This is a genomic window from Streptomyces sp. RP5T (genome assembly GCF_003933965.1).
In the GTDB taxonomy this organism is placed as follows: Bacteria; Actinomycetota; Actinomycetes; order Streptomycetales; family Streptomycetaceae; genus Streptomyces.
Genome location: NZ_RSAJ01000136.1, coordinates 1 through 17,552 on the forward strand (window position 1 = coordinate 1; position 17,552 = coordinate 17,552).

Genomic DNA, 17,552 nt, shown 5'->3' on the forward strand with positions numbered 1-17,552 from the left:
GGGAGGGGCGAGGCGGGGTCGTCGCCGAGGGACGTACGGTTGGTCTCGCGGACGAACCACACCGTCAGCGCGGTGATCAGCGAGCCGCCGCACAGCAGGAGGGCGACGGGGGTGCCGTTGCCGCTGCTCGCGACGAGGCTGCCGGCGATCAGCGGGGAGAAGCCGGCGCCGACCAGGGTCGCGCCCTGGTAGCCGAGGGAGGCGCCGGTGTAGCGGACCCGGGTGCCGAACATCTCGCTGAACAGGGCGCCCAGCGGGGCGTACATCAGCGACTGGGAGATGCCGTGGCCGATGACGACGGCCAGGATCAGCGCTCCGGACGACCCCGAGTCGACCAGCGCGAGGACCGGGAAGGCGGTCGCGGCGGACAGGAGCGCGCCGGTGAGGACGACCGGGCGGCGGCCGATCCGGTCGGAGAGTGCGGACGCGCAGGGCAGGACCACCAGGGCGACCGCGGCGGAGACGGTGAGCGCGGTGAGCACCTGCGGGCGGGGATGGCCGATGCCGGTGGCGTACGCGATCAGGTAACTGGTCAGCAGGGACTGGGCGGTGAAGGCGCCGATGCCCACACAGCAGGCCAGCAGGACGGGCCGGGGGCGCTTCAGCACGTCGAGGATCGGCAGCCGGGACTCCGCGCGGTCCTTCTTCACCTCGGCGAACAGCGGGCTCTCGACCACCTGGAGGCGGACGAACAGGCCGACGCCGAGCAGCAGGACGCTCAGCAGGAACGGCACCCGCCAGCCCCAGGCCGCGAACTGGTCCTTGGGGAGGGTGGAGACCATCGCGACCACGGAGGCGGAGATCAGGGAGCCGAGCGGGGCTCCCATCTGCGTGAAGCTCGACCACAGTCCGCGGCGGCGCTCGCCCGCGTGCTCGACGACCATCAGGGTCGCGCCGCCCCACTCGCCGCCGATGGCGATGCCCTGGAGCACCCGCAGGGTGATCAGCAGGACCGGCGCCCAGACGCCGATGGTGTCGTACGTGGGCAGCAGGCCGATGAGGAAGCTGGCGCCGCCCATCAGGCCCATGGTGAGCAGCAGCATCTTCTTGCGGCCGAGGCGGTCGCCGAAGTGTCCGAAGACGATGCCGCCGATCGGGCGGGCCACGTAGCCGGCGGCGAAGGTGCCGAAGGCGGCGATCGTGCCCACGGCGGGGTCGGCGCCGGGGAAGAACAGTTCGCCGAAGACGAGTGCGGCGACGGTGCCGTAGACGAGGAAGTCGTAGAACTCCACGGCGGTGCCGAGCAGGCCGGACAGGGCGACCCGGCGGAGTTGGCGGGTGCGGTCGGACGCGGCGGGGGACGGGGACATCGCGGTCTCCCTTGAGCGGGGGAAGGACACCGCGAAATTAGGCTGTCTGGTGACTGCCGTCAATAAAGTGCACAACATTGATGCTGATGTGATGTGCGTCACTGACTCCTGGTGGCCCGGCGGCCGCCCTGGGCGAAGAAGTCGGTGAGCGGGAGGCCGGCCGCGCCGACCGTGACCGCGTCGGGGCCGAGCGTGCCGAGGTCGATGGAGACCTGCTCGGTCGGATGGCGCAGGGCGTACGCGCTGGTGTGGCGGCGGAGGGCGGGCAGGAGGCGGGGGCCCAGCTGGAGGCCCGCCCAGCCGCCGATGAGGATGCGCTCGGGCTGGAAGAGGTTGACCAGGTCGGACAGGCCGGCGCCGACGTACTCGGCCGTCTCCTCCAGGACGGCGACGGCCGCGGGGTCGGCCTCGGAGCGGGCGGCGGCCAGCAGCGCGGCCAGCGCGCTCTCCTCGTCGGCGCCCTGGGGCGGGTGCCCGCCCGCCTCGCGCCAGCGGTCGACGAGTGCCCCCGCGCCCGCGTACGCCTCCAGGCAGCCGAGCGCACCGCAGCGGCAGCGGCGCCCGCCGACCCGCACGGTCACATGCCCCCACTCCAGGGCGCGGCCGTACTCCGTCCCCTCGGTGACGAGACAGGCGCCGACGCCCGAGCCGAACAGGACGACGACCGCGTTGCGGGAGCCCCGGCCGGCCCCGAACCACAGCTCGGCCTGGCCCAGAGTGCGGGCCCCGTTGTCGATGAAGTACGGGACGGAGTCGGGCAGTTCACAGGTCGAACGCAGCAGGGACTCCAGCGGGACGGCGTCCCAGCCGATCGTCTGGCCGTGCACCACCGCGCCCCGCTCGGGAGTACGGGCCACGATGCCGGGGACGCCGATGCCCACGCCCAGCAGCTGTCCGGCGGTGATGCCGGTGCCGGCGAGCACCTCGGCGATGCCGTCGCGGATATGGCCGACGACGGCCTCGACGTCGTAGCCGTGGTGCTCCAAGGGGCGTTCGGTGCGGGCGAGTTCGGTGAGCGTGAGGTCGAAGAGCTCGACGCGGACGCGGGTCTCGCCGACGTCGACGCCGATCATGTGACCGGCGGAGGGGGCCACGCGCAGCAGTGTGCGGGGGCGGCCGCCGTCGGACTCGACGGTGCCGGCCTCCTCGACCAGGCGGTCCTCGACGAGTTCCGCGACCACGTTGCTGATGGAGCCGCCGCTCAGGCCGGTGGCGGGGGCCAGCTCGAAGCGGCTCATCGGACCGTCGAAATACAACCGTTGCAGTACGGCGGCCCGGTTGCCCCGTCGCAGGTCACGCACCGTACGCCCGCTCCGCCCCGCCATGTGGACCCCTTCCGATGCCGCCTCGACCTGCAAGATACCGCTGTGCCGACCCTTGACGCGCCGTTCCTTCGCGTCTTAAATCACGCCATAAATTAACTCCGGGGTGGTGTTCGAGAAGCGAACGCACCGGGGGTCTCTCCCTGGAAGGGACACCAGAGCCATGCGCAGAACCCGAGCCGCGGCCGCCGGAGCGGTCACCGTTTCCCTCATGACTCTCGTGACCGCCTGTGGCGGTGGCTCGTCCACGAGCGGCGGGTCCAACGACTCGCCGAAGACCCTGACCTACTGGGCCTCCAACCAGGGCGCCAGCATCGAGGTCGACAAGAAGGTCCTCCAGCCCGAGCTCGACAAGTTCGAGAAGCAGACCGGCATCAAGGTCAAGGTCGAGGTCGTCCCCTGGTCCGACCTGCTCAACCGGATCCTCACCGCGACCACCTCGGGGCAGGGCCCCGACGTCCTCAACATCGGCAACACCTGGAGCGCCTCCCTCCAGGCCACCGGCGCGCTGCTGCCCTGGGACGCGAAGAACTTCGCCGCGATCGGCGGCAAGGACCGCTTCGTCGACTCCGCGCTCGGCTCCACCGGCGCCGAGGGCAAGGACCCGGCCGCGATCCCGCTCTACTCCATGGCCTACGCCCTCTACTACAACAAGCAGATCTTCGCCGACGCCGGCATCGCGGGGCCCCCGGCCACCTGGGACGAACTGGTCGCCGACGGCAAGAAGATCCAGGCCAAGGGCAAGTCGGCGCTCGGCGCGGAGGGCGCGAACCTCTCCGAGAACATCCACCACGTCTTCGTCTTCGCCAAGCAGCACGGCGGCGAGTTCTTCACCGCCGACGGCAAGCCCGACTTCACCAACGACAACGTGGTGGCCGCGGTCAAGCAGTACGTCGACCTCATGGCCAAGGACAAGGTCGTCCCCACCGGCGACGCCGAGTACGCCCAGAACCAGTCCGTGAGCGACTTCGCCAAGGGCAACCAGGCCATGCTGCTGTGGCAGTCCGCGTCCGCCAACCTCAAGTCCCAGGGCATGAGCGAGGACAAGTACGGCATCGCACCCGTGCCCGTGCAGTCCGGCACCCCGGGCACCGGCACCCAGGTCAACTCGGCCGTCATGGGCATCAACCTGGCCGTCTTCAAGAACACCGACAACATCGACGGCGCCAAGAAGTTCGTGAAGTTCATGACCAGCGACGCCGAGCAGAAGATCCTCAACACCGCCTACAGCTCCATCCCGCCGGTGAAGACCGTGCAGGAGGACGCCGTCTTCAGCTCGGGCGCCAACGAGGTCCTCAAGAACACCCTCGCCACCAGCGCCGCCGCGCTGCCGCAGGTCGCCGACGAGTCGCAGTTCGAGACGGCCGTGGGGACCGCCGTCAAGGACCTGTTCGCCGACGCTGCCGCCGGACGCGCGGTCACCACCGAGTCGGTGAAGGCGGCGCTGGAGAAGGCCCAGCAGCAGATGCCGACGAAGTGAGCACGATGACCACCACCGCGCCCGCAGAGGCCGCCGTGGGCGAGACCCCCTCCCGGGCGGCGCGGCCGCGTCCCGGCCGCCGACCCGGGAGGATCCGCCGCATCGGGCTGCCGTACCTGCTCCTGCTGCCGGCCCTGCTCCTCGAACTCCTGGTCCACCTGGTGCCGATGGTCATCGGCATCGTGATGAGCTTCAAGGAGCTCACCCAGTTCTACATCCGTGACTGGGGCGCCGCGCCCTGGTCCGGTCTCGACAACTACAAGGTGTCGGTGGACTTCGACGCCCCGGTCGGCGAGGCACTGCTGCACTCGTTCCTCGTCACCGTGGCGTTCACGCTGCTGTCGGTCGGCCTGTGCTGGCTGATCGGCACGGCGGCGGCGGTCTACCTCCAGGACACCTTCCGCGGCCGGGGCCTGCTCCGGGCCCTGTTCCTCATCCCGTACGCCCTGCCGGTCTACGCGGCCGTCATCACCTGGGTGTTCATGTTCCAGCACGACAACGGCCTGGTGAACCACGTCCTGCACGACCAGCTCCACCTCACCGACAAGCCGTCCTTCTGGCTCATCGGCGACAACAGCTTCTGGGCGCTGCTGACCGTCTCGGTGTGGAAGGGCTGGCCGTTCGCCTTCCTCATCGTCATGGCCGGACTCCAGAACATCCCCGGCGAGCTGTACGAGGCGGCGGCCCTGGACGGCGCCGGGATGTGGCAGCAGATCCGCCGCATCACCCTGCCGTCCCTGCGGCCGGTCAACCAGGTCCTGCTGCTGGTGCTGTTCCTGTGGACGTTCAACGACTTCAACACGCCGTACGTCCTGTTCGGCAAGTCGGCCCCGGAGGCCGCGGACCTCATCTCGGTCCACATCTACCAGGCGTCCTTCGTCACCTGGAACTTCGGCACCGGCTCCGCCATGTCCGTGCTCCTGCTGCTGTTCCTGCTCGTGGTGACGGGCGTCTACCTCCTGCTGACCTCCCGGGGAAGGAAGCCGGCCGATGCCTAGCCCCCGCTCGCCCCTGGCGCCGCCGCGTTCGTTCTTCTGGTCCCGGCGGATCTTCCTCACCCTGCTCACCGGCTTCGTCCTGCTGCCGGTGTACGTCATGGTCTCCAGCTCGCTGAAGCCCCTCGCGGACGTCACGGGCGAGTTCCACTGGCTGCCCAGCGAGGTGACGATCCGGCCGTACATCGACATCTGGTCCACGATCCCGCTCGCGCGCTACTTCGTGAACTCGCTGGTCGTGGCGGGGGCGGCGACCGTCTGCTCGGTGGTGATCGCGGTGTTCGCCGCGTACGCCGTCAGCCGCTACGAGTTCCGCGGCAAGCGGGTCTTCACGGTGACCGTGCTCTCCACGCAGATGTTCCCGGGCATCCTCTTCCTGCTGCCCCTCTTCCTGATCTACGTCAACATCGGCAACGCCACCGGCATCGCCCTGTTCGGCTCCCGCGGCGGCCTGATCCTCACGTACCTCACCTTCTCCCTCCCCTTCTCCATCTGGATGCTGATCGGGTACTTCGACTCGGTGCCGCGCGATCTGGACGAGGCCGCGCTGGTGGACGGCTGCGGACCGTTCGGAGCGCTCTTCCGGGTCGTGGTGCCGGCCGCGATCCCCGGGATCGTCGCGGTGGCCGTCTACGCCTTCATGACGGCGTGGGGCGAGGTGCTCTTCGCCTCCGTCATGACCAACGACACCACCCGCACCCTCGCCGTCGGCCTCCAGGGCTACTCCACGCTCAACAACGTGTACTGGAACCAGATCATGGCGGCCTCGCTGGTCGTCAGCGTCCCCGTGGTCGCCGGGTTCCTGCTGCTCCAGCGCTATCTCGTCGCCGGGCTGACGGCGGGTGCCGTCAAGTGACCGATCGTGAAAGGACTTTCGTGAGCATCGACCTCGCCGCACTCCCGCACGACTTCCTGTGGGGCACGGCCACGGCGGCCTACCAGATCGAGGGAGCCGTGTCGGAGGACGGCCGCTCGCCGTCGATCTGGGACACCTTCTCGCACACCCCCGGCAAGGTCGCGGGCGGCGACACCGGCGACGTCGCCTGCGACCACTACCACCGCTGGCGCGAGGACATCGACCTCATGCGCAGGCTCGGCACCAACGCCTACCGTCTGTCCGTCGCCTGGCCGCGCGTGATCCCCGGCGGCGACGGCCCGGTCAACCCCAAGGGCCTCGACTTCTACGACCGGTTGATCGACGCCCTGCTGGCCGCCGGCATCACCCCGTCCGTCACCCTCTACCACTGGGACCTGCCCCAGGTGCTCCAGGACCGCGGCGGCTGGCCCGAGCGCGAGACCGCCGAGCACTTCGCCGCGTACGCCTCCGTCGTGGCCGGGCGGCTCGGGGACCGGGTCCACCACTGGACCACCCTCAACGAACCCCTGTGCTCGGCCTGGATCGGCCACCTCGAAGGCACGATGGCCCCCGGCCTGACCGACCTCACGGCCGCCGTCCGCGCCTCCTACCACCTGCTCCTCGGCCACGGCCTCGCCGCACAGGCGATCCGCGCCGCGTCCCCGTCCGCCCGGGTAGGCCTCGTCACCAACCTCTCCACGGTCCACGCGGCCACCGACCGTCCGCAGGACATCGCCGCCGCCCGCCGCATGGACGGCCACACCAACCGCTGGTGGCTCGACCCGGTCCACGGCCGCGGCTTCCCGGCCGACATGCGCGAGGTCTACGGCGTCGATCTGCCCGAGCGCGACGGCGACCCGGCGGTGATCGCCACCGACCTGGACTGGCTCGGCCTCAACTACTACATGCCGCTCACCGTGACCGACGACCCCACGGGCCCGGCGCCACGGGCCCGTCAGATCGCCCGCCCCGGCGTCCCGCGCACCGGCATGGACTGGGAGATCGACGCGAGCGGCATCGAGACCCTCCTGCTCCGGCTCACCGACGAGTACGGCGCCCGCAAGCTCTACGTCACCGAGAACGGCTCCGCCTTCCCCGACGTCGTACGCCCCGACGGAACCGTCGACGACCCCGAACGCCAGCGGTACCTGCTCGACCACCTGGCCGCCTGCGCCTCCGCCGCCCGCAAGGGCGCCCCGCTGGCCGGCTACTTCGCCTGGTCCCTGCTGGACAACTTCGAGTGGGCCTACGGCTACGACAAGCGCTTCGGCCTGGTCCACGTCGACTACGAGACGCAGCGCCGGACGATCAAGGGCACGGGCCACCGCTACGCGGACGTCATCCGGGCCCACGCGGAGAGGGGGCGCAGGGCGGCCTGAGCGCACCTGCGCACGGAGAAGGGCGGGGTCCTGGGACCCCGCCCTGAACGCTTATCTCCGGCCTGGGCCGGCACTCGCGCTCATGCCTGCGGCTCTGGCGCGATCTCCTTGATCAGACCCTCGACCAGCACCTTGATCTCGTCCCGGATCGGGCGTACGGCCTCGACGCCCTGGCCGGCCGGGTCCTCCAGCTGCCAGTCCAGGTACCGCTTGCCGGGGAAGACGGGGCAGGTGTCGCCGCAGCCCATGGTGATGCAGACGTCGGACTCCTTGACCGCGTCGACGGTCAGCATCTTGGGGACCTCGGCGGAGATGTCGATGCCTACCTCGGCCATGGCCTCGACGGCGGCGGGGTTGACGCCCGCGCCCGGGGCGGAGCCTGCCGAGCGGACCTCGACGCGGTCCCCGGCCAGGTGGGTCAGCCACGCGGCGGCCATCTGGGAGCGGCCGGCGTTGTGGACACAGACGAAGAGCACGGAGGGCTTGGCGGACATCAGAGGTCTCTCTTGTCTCATGACGACATCAGGCGCGAATGACATCAGCGCCCAGTGGTGTCAGTCACCACTGATGTGACAGTATCAGCGCATGCTGACGTCAGTCGACACTGATCTGATCCGGGTTCTGGCCGACCCGCTCAGGCTCCGGATCGTGACCCTCCTCGCCCGGGAGACGCTGTGCACCACCCACCTCGTGGAGGAGACCGGTGCCAAGCAGACCAACCTCTCCAACCACCTGAAGGTGCTGCGCGAGGCCGGGGTCGTGGAGACGGAGCCGTGCGGCCGGTTCACCTACTACAAGCTGCGCGCGGACGTCGTCGCCTCCCTCGCGGCCCAGTTCGCCGATCTGGCGGAGTCCGCCCGCACCGCCGCCGACAACAAGCGGTCCTGCCCCTGATCCCCCGCCGCCCCGGCGACCGCACCAAGGAGTCCTGTTGACCGCCACGCACGAGTCCGCCGCCGAGTCGGCCGTACCCGCTGCCGAGCCGCAGGCCGCGCCGGGCGCCACCCCGCCTCGCAGGCCCCTTGCGGCCCGTGCCGCCGCCGAACTCGTCGGCACCGCGGCCCTCGTGGCGGTGGTGATCGGCTCCGGCATCCAGGCCACCGAGCTGAGCAAGGACGTCGGTGTGCAGCTGCTGGCCAACTCCCTGGCCACCGTCTTCGGCCTCGGCGTCCTCATCCTCCTGCTCGGTCCGGTCTCCGGCGCGCACTTCAACCCCGTCGTCACGCTGGCCGAGTGGTGGACCGGCAGGCGCGGCGGTCCCGGGGTGACGATCCGTGAGGCGGCCGTCTACGTCCCCGCGCAGATCGTGGGCGCGATCGCGGGCGCGCTCCTGGCGGACGCCATGTTCGGCAAGCCCTTGGTGGAGTGGTCCACGCACGATCGCTCGGCCGGGCACCTCCTGCTGGGCGAGGTCGTCGCCACGGCCGGCCTGATCCTGCTGATCTTCGGCCTGGCCCGCACCGACCAGCTGCGCTTCGCCCCCGTGGCCGTCGCCTCCTACATCGGCGCCGCCTACTGGTTCACGTCGTCGACGTCCTTCGCGAACCCGGCGGTGACCATCGGCCGCACCTTCAGCGACACCTTCGCGGGCATCGCCCCCGGCTCCCTGGCGGGATTCGTCGTCATGCAGCTGGTAGGCGCCGTCGTCGGACTGGCACTCGTGGCCTTCATCTTCACGCCCGGACGACCGGCGCAATGACCCACCGGACGCACGTGGTGGTGATCGGCGGCGGCCAGTCCGGGCTCGCTGCCGGATACCACCTGCGTCGCCTCGGCCTCGACTTCGTCGTCCTCGACGCCCGGACCACGCCGGGCGGGGCCTGGCAGCACATGTGGGACTCGCTGCACCTGTTCTCCCCGGCCGCCCACTCCTCGCTGCCCGGACGGCTCATGCCTGCGCAGGCAGCCGAGACCTACCCCGACGCGCGGCACGTGGTGGAGTACCTCGCCGACTACGAGAAGCGGTACAAGCTGCCCGTCGAGCGGCCCGTGCGCGTCCACGGTGTCCACCGCGACGGCGGGCTCCTGCGCGTGGAGACCGACTCCGGGACCTGGCGCTCTCGTGCCGTGATCAGCGCGACCGGCACCTGGCGGCGCCCCTTCCTCCCCGCGATCCCCGGCCGCGGGGACTTCGGCGGACGGCAGCTGCACACCGTCGACTACCGCAGTCCGCGGGACTTCGCCGGCCGCAGGGTGATCGTGGTCGGCGGCGGCAACTCGGGCGCCCAGATCGCCGCCGACCTCGCCCACGACACCGAACTGACCTGGGTCACCCGGCGTCCGCCCCGCTACCTGGCCGACGACATCGACGGCCGCGCCCTCTTCGACGCGGCCACCGCCCGCCGCCGCGCCCTTGACGCGGGCCGCACCGACACCGGCGGCGTCGCCTCCCTCGGCGACATCGTCGCCGTACCGCCGGTCCGCGAGGCCCGCGCCCGCGGCCTGCTCAAGGCCGACCCGATGTTCACCCGGCTCGTCCCCGGCGGCGTCGAATGGGCCGACGGCACCCGCGCCGAAGCTGACGCCGTCATCTGGTGCACCGGCTTCCGGCCCGCTCTCTCCCACCTCGCGCCGCTCCGGCTCCGCGGCCGGCGCGGCCATATCGCCACCACCGGCACGCAGGCCGAGGACGAACCGCGCCTTCACCTGCTCGGCTACGGCGACTGGACCGGTCCCGCGTCCGCCACGCTCATCGGCGTCGGCCGGCCGGCGAGGGACGCGGCGAGGAGGATCGATGAACTCGTGCGCTGAGCACGGCAGTTGAAAATCAGGTGGCCGGCGTGGCAGGGGTGAGCAGCTTGCCCATCGCGGCCAGCACCGAGGGCTCCACCCGGTAGTAGACCCAGGTTCCCCGCCGCTCCGAGGTGAGCAGGCCGGCGTCCTTGAGTTTCTTCAGGTGGTGGGACACGGTCGGCTGGGAAACGCCGACGTCGGAGATGTCGCACACGCACGCCTCGCCGCCCTCGTGCGAGGCCACCGCCGAGAACAGCCGCAGTCGCACCGGATCACCCAGCGCCTTGAACATCCGCGCGGCCGTCTCGGCCTCCTCCGCGGTGAACGGCCGCTCGGTGAGCGGCGGGCAGCACGGCGCCACGGTCTCGGACGCCTCGGGTTCGAGCAGCGGCAGTGCCTTCGTATTCGACATGCGTCTATGTTGACATACGTCGAAGTAGACGGGCCAGGTCCGTGTTCCCGCGTCTGATTCGGCAAACGTCTATGTTGACGCTCGTCGATACAGGTGCCATCCTGGGCCCCCACCAGACATCGACAGACGTCGAAACAAAAGGGGAATCCCGTGGCTGTGTCCATCAACAGCGTGCCCACCACCGACCAGCTGCCCGTCGTGGTCATCGGAGCCGGCCCCATCGGCCTGGCCGCCGCCGCCCACCTCGTCGAGCGCGGCCTCGAACCGCTGGTCCTGGAAGCCGGCCCCTCCGCCGGCACCTCCGTACGCGACTGGGCGCACGTCCGGCTGTTCTCCCCGTGGGCCGAGGTCACCGACCCCGCCGCCGAGAAGCTCCTCGCCCCCACCGGCTGGACCCGCCTCGACGGCGCCATCTACCCCACCGGTGGCGACTGGGCCGAGCACTACCTCCAGCCGCTCGCCGACGTCCTCGGCGACAAGGTCCGCTATGGCGCCACGGTGACCGGCGTCGCCCGTGCCGGCCGTGACCGCATCGTCGACGCCGACCGCGACGAGCAGCCCTTCGTCATCCACGTCGACACGGCCGACGGCCGAGAAGAGCGGCTTGTCGCGCGCGCCGTCATCGACGCCTCCGGCACCTGGAGCATCTCCGGTCCGATGGGCGCCGACGGTCTGCCCGCCCTCGGTGAGAAGTCGGCGGCCGACCGCGTTTCCTACCGTGTCCCCGACCTCAAGGACCCTGCCGTCCGCGCCCGGTACGCGGGCAGGCGCACCGCCGTCATCGGCTCCGGCGCTTCCGCCTTCACCGCGCTCGCCCACCTCGCCGACCTGGCCCGGGACGAGCCCGGCACGCACATCACCTGGATCCTGCGTCGCGGCATCGGCGCGAGCACCTACGGCGGCGGCGACGCCGACCAGCTCCCCGCCCGCGGGGCTCTGGGGCTGCGCGCCAAGGCGGCCGTCGAGGCCGGTCACGCCGGCGCGGTCACCGGCTTCCGCACCCAGGCCGTCGAGCGGGACGGCGACCAGCTCGTCCTCGTCGCCGAGGACGGCCGCCGCCTCGACCTCGTGGACGAGGTCATCGTCCTGACCGGCTTCCGCCCCGACCTGGCCTTCCTCTCCGAGGTCCGCCTCGGCCTCGACGAACGCCTCCAGGCCCCGACCGCGCTCGCCCCGCTCATCGACCCCAACGTCCACTCCTGCGGCACGGTCTACCCGCACGGGGTGAACGAGCTCTCCCACCCCGAGCAGGACGTCTACCTGGTCGGCATGAAGTCCTACGGCCGCGCCCCCACGTTCCTCGCCATGACCGGGTACGAACAGGTCCGCTCCGTCGCCGCCGCCCTCGCCGGGGACCGCGAGGCCGCCGAGCGCGTCGAACTGACCCTGCCCGAGACCGGGGTGTGCGGTGGCGCGGGTCTGTACGACGCCCCCGAGGCCGCCCAGGACGGCGAAGGCGGAGGCTGCTGCGCGGCCCCTGCCGCTCTGCAGATCGGCGTCGGCGCCCCGAGCGCATCCGGTGGCTGTTGACGTGGCAGGTCTTGCCACATGAAAAGGGCGGGGTCGGAAACCCCGCCCGAAACGATGGAAACCCCGGCTCACGGCCAGACAAGGCAATAAGGCTGGTGCCCCGCCTCATGCAGCCGGTGGGAGAAGTCCTGCCACTCGTGCAGCGATTGGTGACGGGAGGGCGCTGACCTGGGGTTTCGCAAGGTAATGTGCGTTGAACTGGGAAAACTCCTCTCGGTGGTTCTCACGGGTCAATGCCGTTTCCCAGGCTCATGTGCCCTGGATGTGTTCTCGCAGGGTGGAGCGTTTGGCCCGCCATCACCGGTGCATTCGTCGATGGTCAGTGCGGCGGGAGCCGCCACAGATGCGTTCCTGCCCGAGCTCGGTCCGCAGGAGTCTCGCGAACGAGGTGGTACAGGTTCTCGAAGTACTCCTGCCAGCGGTTCGGATCTGGCATGGCGTTCTGCGCCCGCTTCGTACGCTCCGCCTGCACCAGCGGCTGCAAGCTCTCCCAGACCGAGATCACCGACCCACCGAGGTATCCGGAGACAGGTTCAATGTCTACGACCCCGTGGGCGACCAGAGCCCCGAGATTGTCGTAGAACCAGGCCAGTTCACGGACTAGATGCCGATCATCCTCGGGTAGCCCAGCCAGTCCGGCTGACAGGTCACAGGCAGGCAGCCGCTCGTGCACGACCTGCCGTGCCTGCGCCAGCCGCACGCTTCGATGCTCGCGGAAGAGATCCACAAGTACCGGCAGAGTGTTGGCATGCTCGGTCAGTCGCAATTGCCGAAACGAGACGGCTCCGGTCACTGCCAGCGCTACCAGCGACACCACGAGGGCTGCGATCTCCAACATGCCTCCGTCAAAGAGCTGTTCTTGCGATGGAGCCGTTGTGCATATCGGCGTGGCATCGGCTGTGGGTGAAAGCAGTCAGGCCGAACCGCGAGGCCGTCGAGCACGAGAGCCGGGGTGGACGGGTGAGTGCGGTTTGGGCTTTGTGGTATCTGCGGGGTCGTCTGGCAGAGACAGGGGATCGACGGGGCCTGGCGGTTGGGCATCGACGGTCTCCATGCCAGGCAGAAACGCGTGTTCCGAGCCTGTATGAGCACGTTGAGCTCGCTCGGGTACGGGAAGAATGCGGCGGCGCGTGAGTTCAGCGACGTCGATCAAGGGGGCAGCGACGATGCGGTTGAGGAGTTCTTCCTGACGAGGTTCCAAGGCAGTCAGATGCCTGAGCACGGCCAGGATTTCGATGAGCTCCCGGCTCCAATCGGGCTCCCAGCGCTCGGGGCGCTGCCGGTCGAGATCACTGCTTACTTTGCCGACGGTTCGGTCGCTCCGGTAGGCGAGCCAGCTGTCGAGTACGTTGCGCCCGCCAGTGGTGTAGTTGCGCATGCGTGGAGTGACACCGGTGAAGATGCCACCCTCGATGACAAGGTTCTGGCGTTCGCTGTCATAACTGACCGCCGATGGGAGCCTGTCCGGTGCCACTTCCTGGGCGTACATGATCTCGGGGTAAAGATGCCGCCACCAGTTGGATTTGCCAGCCGGGCGGCCGTCGTCGGGGTTGACGCAGCGCACGCCGAACGTCGAAGCCCATAAGACATGCCGGCCCAGGCCTATGGCTTCCTGCCAGAGACCGCGATCGGCCGTCAGGGGGACGCGTACGCCGAGCGAGTTGAGGTCGTCCGCGTAACGCTCGGTGAAGGCGGGATGGGCAGTGATGGCGGCGACATAGGCGAGCAGGTCCTCAGGGAGAACTTGCTGCAGACCATAGGAGTTCGCGAGGTGGGGTAACAGCCCCGGCGTGATGTTCGGGGTGCGGTCGGCGTGCATGAGTGGCAGAACGCGACCGCCGTTTCCATTGAAGTAGTGCATGTCGGGGACGAGAGCCGTGAAGAGCAGTGCCGGACCGGTCTGTAAGCGCTGGGTGTGCTGTTCGACTACAAAGATCTGTCCGTCGACGTCTGCCCGCCACAACTCGGGGCGGGAGAAGTCGATGATCCGGCCATCGGGTATGAGCCACTGGCGGTCCAGAGCTCTGCGGGCGATGCGTATCGGCGCGGGACACGGTCCCTGTTCGACGCGTAAGAGGGTCGGCGGGTGGGGATGACCTGGGATCTGGAGGGCTTCCTTGTCCAGGGTGCGGTCGCGGGTCTCCTTGAACAGTTCCTGTTTCGTACCGGGGTCGCGTTCTCGGACCAGGCGGTTCCAGCGTCGGCGCAGGATGGCTTTGGAGGGGCTGATGACCCAGTTTCGGTTGGGTTTGATGCCCGGCTTGCACCAGGGCATCAGCTCGGTGAGAGCGGGGAAGGCGTCCCACCCGCTCTGGGAGGCCGGTGTGAAAGGGGCGGGGGCAACAGGCCGGGATGTGCGCCAGCCCGGGCCGTTGATGTGCAGACTGTGCAGCTGCTCCTCTTTGCTCTGGCGGGTCCCATGAAGGGCCGTGTAGTGCACGGGGGCCAGTGCGTTGTGTCGCTCGCCCTGCCGACGGACGAAGATGGCGACGGCTAACTCCTGCTGGACACCAGGGAAGAAGCGGCTGCTGAGCGGTGGTCTTTTGGTCTCGGGCGTGAGGTCGATGACCCAGCCCTCGGTGCAGGTGCGCCGCAAGTAGGAACGCATGCCCTGGAACCCGGCACCACGGATGAATCCCCCAGTGCTGACGAAGCAGACGACACCGTGTCGGTGATCGCCATGCTGGTCGAAGACTTTGTGGGTGGCCCAGCGCCAGAAGTAGGTGCACAGACTTTTCAGTTTGTTCTCGTACACGCCTGCCGCACCGCGCATCCGGAAGTCGTCCAGGGGCGGGGCCCCGCGGCCCGGAGAGCCCTTCTCGATCCATCCGCCCTGACCTTCCGCGAGCTCGCGGTGGGGAGGGTTGCCGATGACGACGGTGATGCGTTCATTGCGCTGGATGGTGCTGGCTGCCTCGGCGTCGTCACGTAAAGGCCCCCACAGAGCGCCGTAACGGTCGAAGAGTTCACTGGGTCGCCACGGGTCGGCGAGAGTGTCGGCCAGGTGCAGGCGCATGTCACGCAGCCGGACACGGGCGTTGAGGTGCCGCAGCATCTGTCCCACCCGCATCTGAGCGACGGCAAAGGCGCCCATCTGCTTTTCGAACCCGATCAACCGACTGGCGAGTTCTTGCACGGATTCGGCGCGGAAACCAGCGTTGCCGCCCTCGGACTGTTTGCGGGCGACGAGGTCGATGATTCCGGTCAGGAAGGTTCCGGTTCCCATCGACGGGTCGATGATGGACACACCGGGGTCGGCGAAGCCGTCCGGGCAGTCCAATGTGTCGGCCAGCACCTCGTCGACAAGGCGGATCATCTCCGTCACCAGTGGGGCCGGGGTGTAGTAGGTACCGGAGTCCTTGCGCAGTTCGGCGTCGTACTCCTGCAAGAAGTGCTCGTAGAGGTGGATGTGGAAGCCGGGTTCGCCGACGAGGGAACTTCTCCAGTCGATGGCGTCGATGACGCGGACGAGCATGTCCAGACTGTCGCGGAATTCTCCCTCGACCTGGTCGGTGAGGATCTGCAAGGCGCGGCCCATGACGGAGTGCTCAGCCCCGAGGAGTCGGCCCACCTCGTGCAGGCTCATACCGACCAATGCCTTGTCGTTGCTGTCGGCGTTGTCTGAACCGGCCAGAAGGAGAGCGAAGGTGACGGACTGTGCGTAGCGGTCGGCGAAGGTCGCCCGCTTGTCCCGGTCATCCGTGGTCGGGAAGAGATCGACCTCAAGCGTGGAGGCCAGGTCGGTGAACGGTCGCCGGTGGCGAGGGAGGCTCGCTTCGGCATCGAGGCGGTCGTGAACAGCATCACGCAGAAGTGTGCACAGCGGGGCGACATGAGCGACCACCTCCCGCATCGACGTGAGCGGCTTGGGCTGCCAGCCGAAGAACGCGACGAGCATGGCCTCGAAGGCGGTCTCACTGGCGGTCGGCAGCCGTAAGCGGGAGCCGGCGCTGCGCAGATCCCCCTCGAAGTGGATGGTGTCGCCGTACTGCCGACCGGAGCGGTACATGATCCATGTCTGACCGTTCGTGTAGATCAGGTTGGGCAGTTTGGCCATGCCTTCCCATTGACGGCGGTCACGCTGGTTGAGACTGCCGGGATGGATCCCGCTCTTGTCGGGGCTCTTCAGCTCGACATAGCCGACGATGTTGCGCGGCACCTTTCCGATCCGCACCGCAAGGTCAGGGCGTATTCGATGCGCGGCGATGGCCACCTCGGCGTGTAGGACCGCTTGCAGCCCCAACACCCCTGCCGCGTCGACGAGAAGGGTTTCTACCGCTCGGCGGATCGCGGCTTCCTTCTGTCCGTGCAGCAACGCCTGCTTACACGTCGCACCGAATTCACTGACGATCCTCCGGAACCGGTCCTTGCGCTGCATCCTGCCCCCCAAGGCCAGCACAACCCGCATCTTCCTCAACTCACGGTAAACACAACATCACTCCTCGTCGAGAGTGCCGCCCAAGGTGCCGAGTCGAGTGTCCGTTCAGCGGCAACGGCATCGATGGGGGGAAGCGCCTGGCATGTGGGTAGTGGTGCTGCACGGCAGGAGAGCGGGGGCGATGCCCAGACGAGAGTCTGCCCGCAGTGCGTCAACTGCTGAGCTCTATCTGGATGGCCAGGGCGCCGAGGGCTTCTTTCTCGGGTGGGTAGATCTTGCGGATGTTGGTGAGCTGTTCGTCGCGGGGAGCGGTCGGGTTGACGCTGGCCGGCCCTTCGCCGTCCAGCAGGGCCTCGAAGTCCGGATACTCAGTGACCCGTGTGACGTTGACCTCGCAGGTTTCGTCCGTCCCTTTGATGCGGAAGCGGATGCTGTCGCCGGCGGCGAGGTCGGCAAGGTTCGGGTACTTGACCCGTACCTCGATGGTCTTGGTGCCGGAGGCGACGAGGTCGAAGTACTGCCGGTACAGGTTGAGTTCGCGGACGCGGCCGGTGGTGTCGCTCATGGGGCGGCAATGCTCCTGGGGGCTGGTGCGGTGATCAGGCGGCCGATTTCGGCTGCGGAGTATGAGCGGAAGAAGTGTCGGGGGTCGGAGAGCAGGGTCTGGGCCGTAGCCAGCAGTTGATCGGCGTATTCGGTGACGGTGCCGGGCCATTGCCGGGTGTCGAGCATCCAGTTCGCGACGCCTTCCGGCAAGGGCGCTCGGCCTTCGCGGATGAGGGACTTGGAGAGCTTCGCGCCGGTGTCGGTGACGACCTGCGGGCAGAACAGTCGGGCGGGGAGTTGGGCGCGAGTGAGGCCGACGGCCTGGAGTGCTTCATCGACGAGGAGGGAGCCGAAGACCCAGTCGCCGCCCTTGACCATGACGTGCAGGGTTCCGTGGGGCGGTGTGCCGGTGAGGGCGAGCTCTTTGACGAGGTTGCGGTACAGGGTGGCCAGGTCGAGGTAGGCGCCGGCGGTGGGGGTGATAGTGGTTCGGTAGGGGCCGTGGTGGAGGCAGACGGCGGCGACGGTGGCCTCTTCTCGGTCGGTGAGGTGGACCCGTGTGCGTTCCGCGTATTTCTCCGCCCAGCCACAGCGTGGGCGGGGGCACGGGA

15 protein-coding genes and 1 pseudogene are annotated in these 17,552 nt (G+C 69.1%); 8 read left to right on the top strand and 8 right to left on the bottom strand.

The features are described 5' to 3' along the window. Positions 1 to 1,310: MFS transporter (locus EHS43_RS16755; RefSeq protein WP_125191573.1), on the bottom strand; the 1,310-nt coding region annotated here is incomplete at its 3' end. Between the two features lie 98 nt (positions 1,311 to 1,408). After that, on the bottom strand, positions 1,409 to 2,635 hold the full coding sequence (locus EHS43_RS16760; protein WP_125191574.1) for an ROK family protein: 1,227 nt from the start codon (positions 2,633 to 2,635) through the stop codon (positions 1,409 to 1,411). A gap of 160 nt (positions 2,636 to 2,795) precedes the next feature. Here EHS43_RS16760 and EHS43_RS16765 point away from each other — a divergent pair, with 160 nt between their 5' ends. The 4 genes from EHS43_RS16765 to EHS43_RS16780 are packed head-to-tail and all read left to right on the top strand — an operon-like array spanning position 2,796 to position 7,342. After that, positions 2,796 to 4,112 carry a sugar ABC transporter substrate-binding protein gene (locus tag EHS43_RS16765; protein WP_125191575.1) on the top strand — a complete coding sequence of 439 codons (1,317 nt, stop codon included), beginning with the start codon at positions 2,796 to 2,798 and terminating at the stop codon, positions 4,110 to 4,112. Positions 4,113 to 4,117: 5 nt separating this feature from the next. Further along, positions 4,118 to 5,110 carry a carbohydrate ABC transporter permease gene (locus EHS43_RS16770; RefSeq protein ID WP_125191576.1) on the top strand — a complete coding sequence of 331 codons (993 nt, stop codon included), beginning with the start codon at positions 4,118 to 4,120 and terminating at the stop codon, positions 5,108 to 5,110. Positions 5,111 to 5,123: 13 nt separating this feature from the next. Continuing rightward, the gene (locus EHS43_RS16775; protein ID WP_125191586.1) at positions 5,124 to 5,963 is read left to right on the top strand and encodes a carbohydrate ABC transporter permease; all 840 of its coding nucleotides are present in this window, start codon (positions 5,124 to 5,126) and stop codon (positions 5,961 to 5,963) included. Positions 5,964 to 5,983: 20 nt separating this feature from the next. Next, the gene (locus EHS43_RS16780; protein ID WP_125191577.1) at positions 5,984 to 7,342 is read left to right on the top strand and encodes a GH1 family beta-glucosidase; all 1,359 of its coding nucleotides are present in this window, start codon (positions 5,984 to 5,986) and stop codon (positions 7,340 to 7,342) included. Positions 7,343 to 7,422: 80 nt separating this feature from the next. On the opposite strand, the gene EHS43_RS16785 is transcribed toward EHS43_RS16780, so the two are convergent. Then, positions 7,423 to 7,836, bottom strand: a complete 414-nt coding sequence (locus EHS43_RS16785; protein ID WP_125191578.1) for an arsenate reductase ArsC — start codon at positions 7,834 to 7,836, stop codon at positions 7,423 to 7,425. A gap of 91 nt (positions 7,837 to 7,927) precedes the next feature. Between EHS43_RS16785 and EHS43_RS16790 the strand changes: the two genes are divergently transcribed. Genes EHS43_RS16790 through EHS43_RS16800 form a run of 3 tightly spaced genes read left to right on the top strand, consistent with a single transcriptional unit; the run spans position 7,928 to position 10,093 of the window. After that, positions 7,928 to 8,236 (top strand): helix-turn-helix transcriptional regulator, encoded by a 309-nt coding sequence (locus EHS43_RS16790; RefSeq protein WP_125191579.1) that lies wholly within the window; start codon positions 7,928 to 7,930, stop codon positions 8,234 to 8,236. Between the two features lie 37 nt (positions 8,237 to 8,273). Then, complete coding sequence (locus EHS43_RS16795; RefSeq protein WP_125191580.1) at positions 8,274 to 9,041, top strand: MIP/aquaporin family protein; 768 nt, start codon at positions 8,274 to 8,276, stop codon at positions 9,039 to 9,041. Then, the gene (locus EHS43_RS16800) at positions 9,038 to 10,093 is read left to right on the top strand and encodes an ArsO family NAD(P)H-dependent flavin-containing monooxygenase (protein ID WP_125191581.1); all 1,056 of its coding nucleotides are present in this window, start codon (positions 9,038 to 9,040) and stop codon (positions 10,091 to 10,093) included. Before EHS43_RS16795 ends, EHS43_RS16800 begins: the two co-directional genes overlap by 4 nt. A 16-nt stretch (positions 10,094 to 10,109) precedes the next feature. Here the strand turns inward: EHS43_RS16800 and EHS43_RS16805 are convergent, their stop codons facing one another. Beyond that, positions 10,110 to 10,487, bottom strand: a complete 378-nt coding sequence (locus tag EHS43_RS16805; RefSeq protein ID WP_125191582.1) for a helix-turn-helix transcriptional regulator — start codon at positions 10,485 to 10,487, stop codon at positions 10,110 to 10,112. A 156-nt stretch (positions 10,488 to 10,643) separates the two neighbouring features. Between EHS43_RS16805 and EHS43_RS16810 the strand changes: the two genes are divergently transcribed. Then, positions 10,644 to 12,017, top strand: coding sequence for an NAD(P)-binding domain-containing protein (locus tag EHS43_RS16810; RefSeq protein WP_260470568.1), 1,374 nt, complete (start codon positions 10,644 to 10,646; stop codon positions 12,015 to 12,017). Between the two features lie 319 nt (positions 12,018 to 12,336). Here the strand turns inward: EHS43_RS16810 and EHS43_RS16815 are convergent, their stop codons facing one another. From EHS43_RS16815 to EHS43_RS16830, 4 genes and pseudogenes are all read right to left on the bottom strand, one after another. Then, entirely contained in the window at positions 12,337 to 12,855 is a 519-nt protein-coding gene (locus tag EHS43_RS16815) for a hypothetical protein (protein WP_125191583.1), read from the bottom strand. A 75-nt stretch (positions 12,856 to 12,930) separates the two neighbouring features. Beyond that, a complete protein-coding gene (locus EHS43_RS16820; protein ID WP_185806281.1) occupies positions 12,931 to 16,395 on the bottom strand; it encodes a type ISP restriction/modification enzyme in 3,465 nt (1,154 codons plus the stop codon). 211 nt (positions 16,396 to 16,606) lie between these two features. Continuing rightward, positions 16,607 to 16,960, bottom strand: a complete 354-nt coding sequence (locus tag EHS43_RS16825; RefSeq protein ID WP_125191585.1) for an ASCH domain-containing protein — start codon at positions 16,958 to 16,960, stop codon at positions 16,607 to 16,609. Then, a pseudogene (locus tag EHS43_RS16830) lies at positions 16,957 to 17,552 on the bottom strand (hypothetical protein); the annotation flags it as partial. The pseudogene EHS43_RS16830 and the gene EHS43_RS16825, both read right to left, overlap by 4 nt.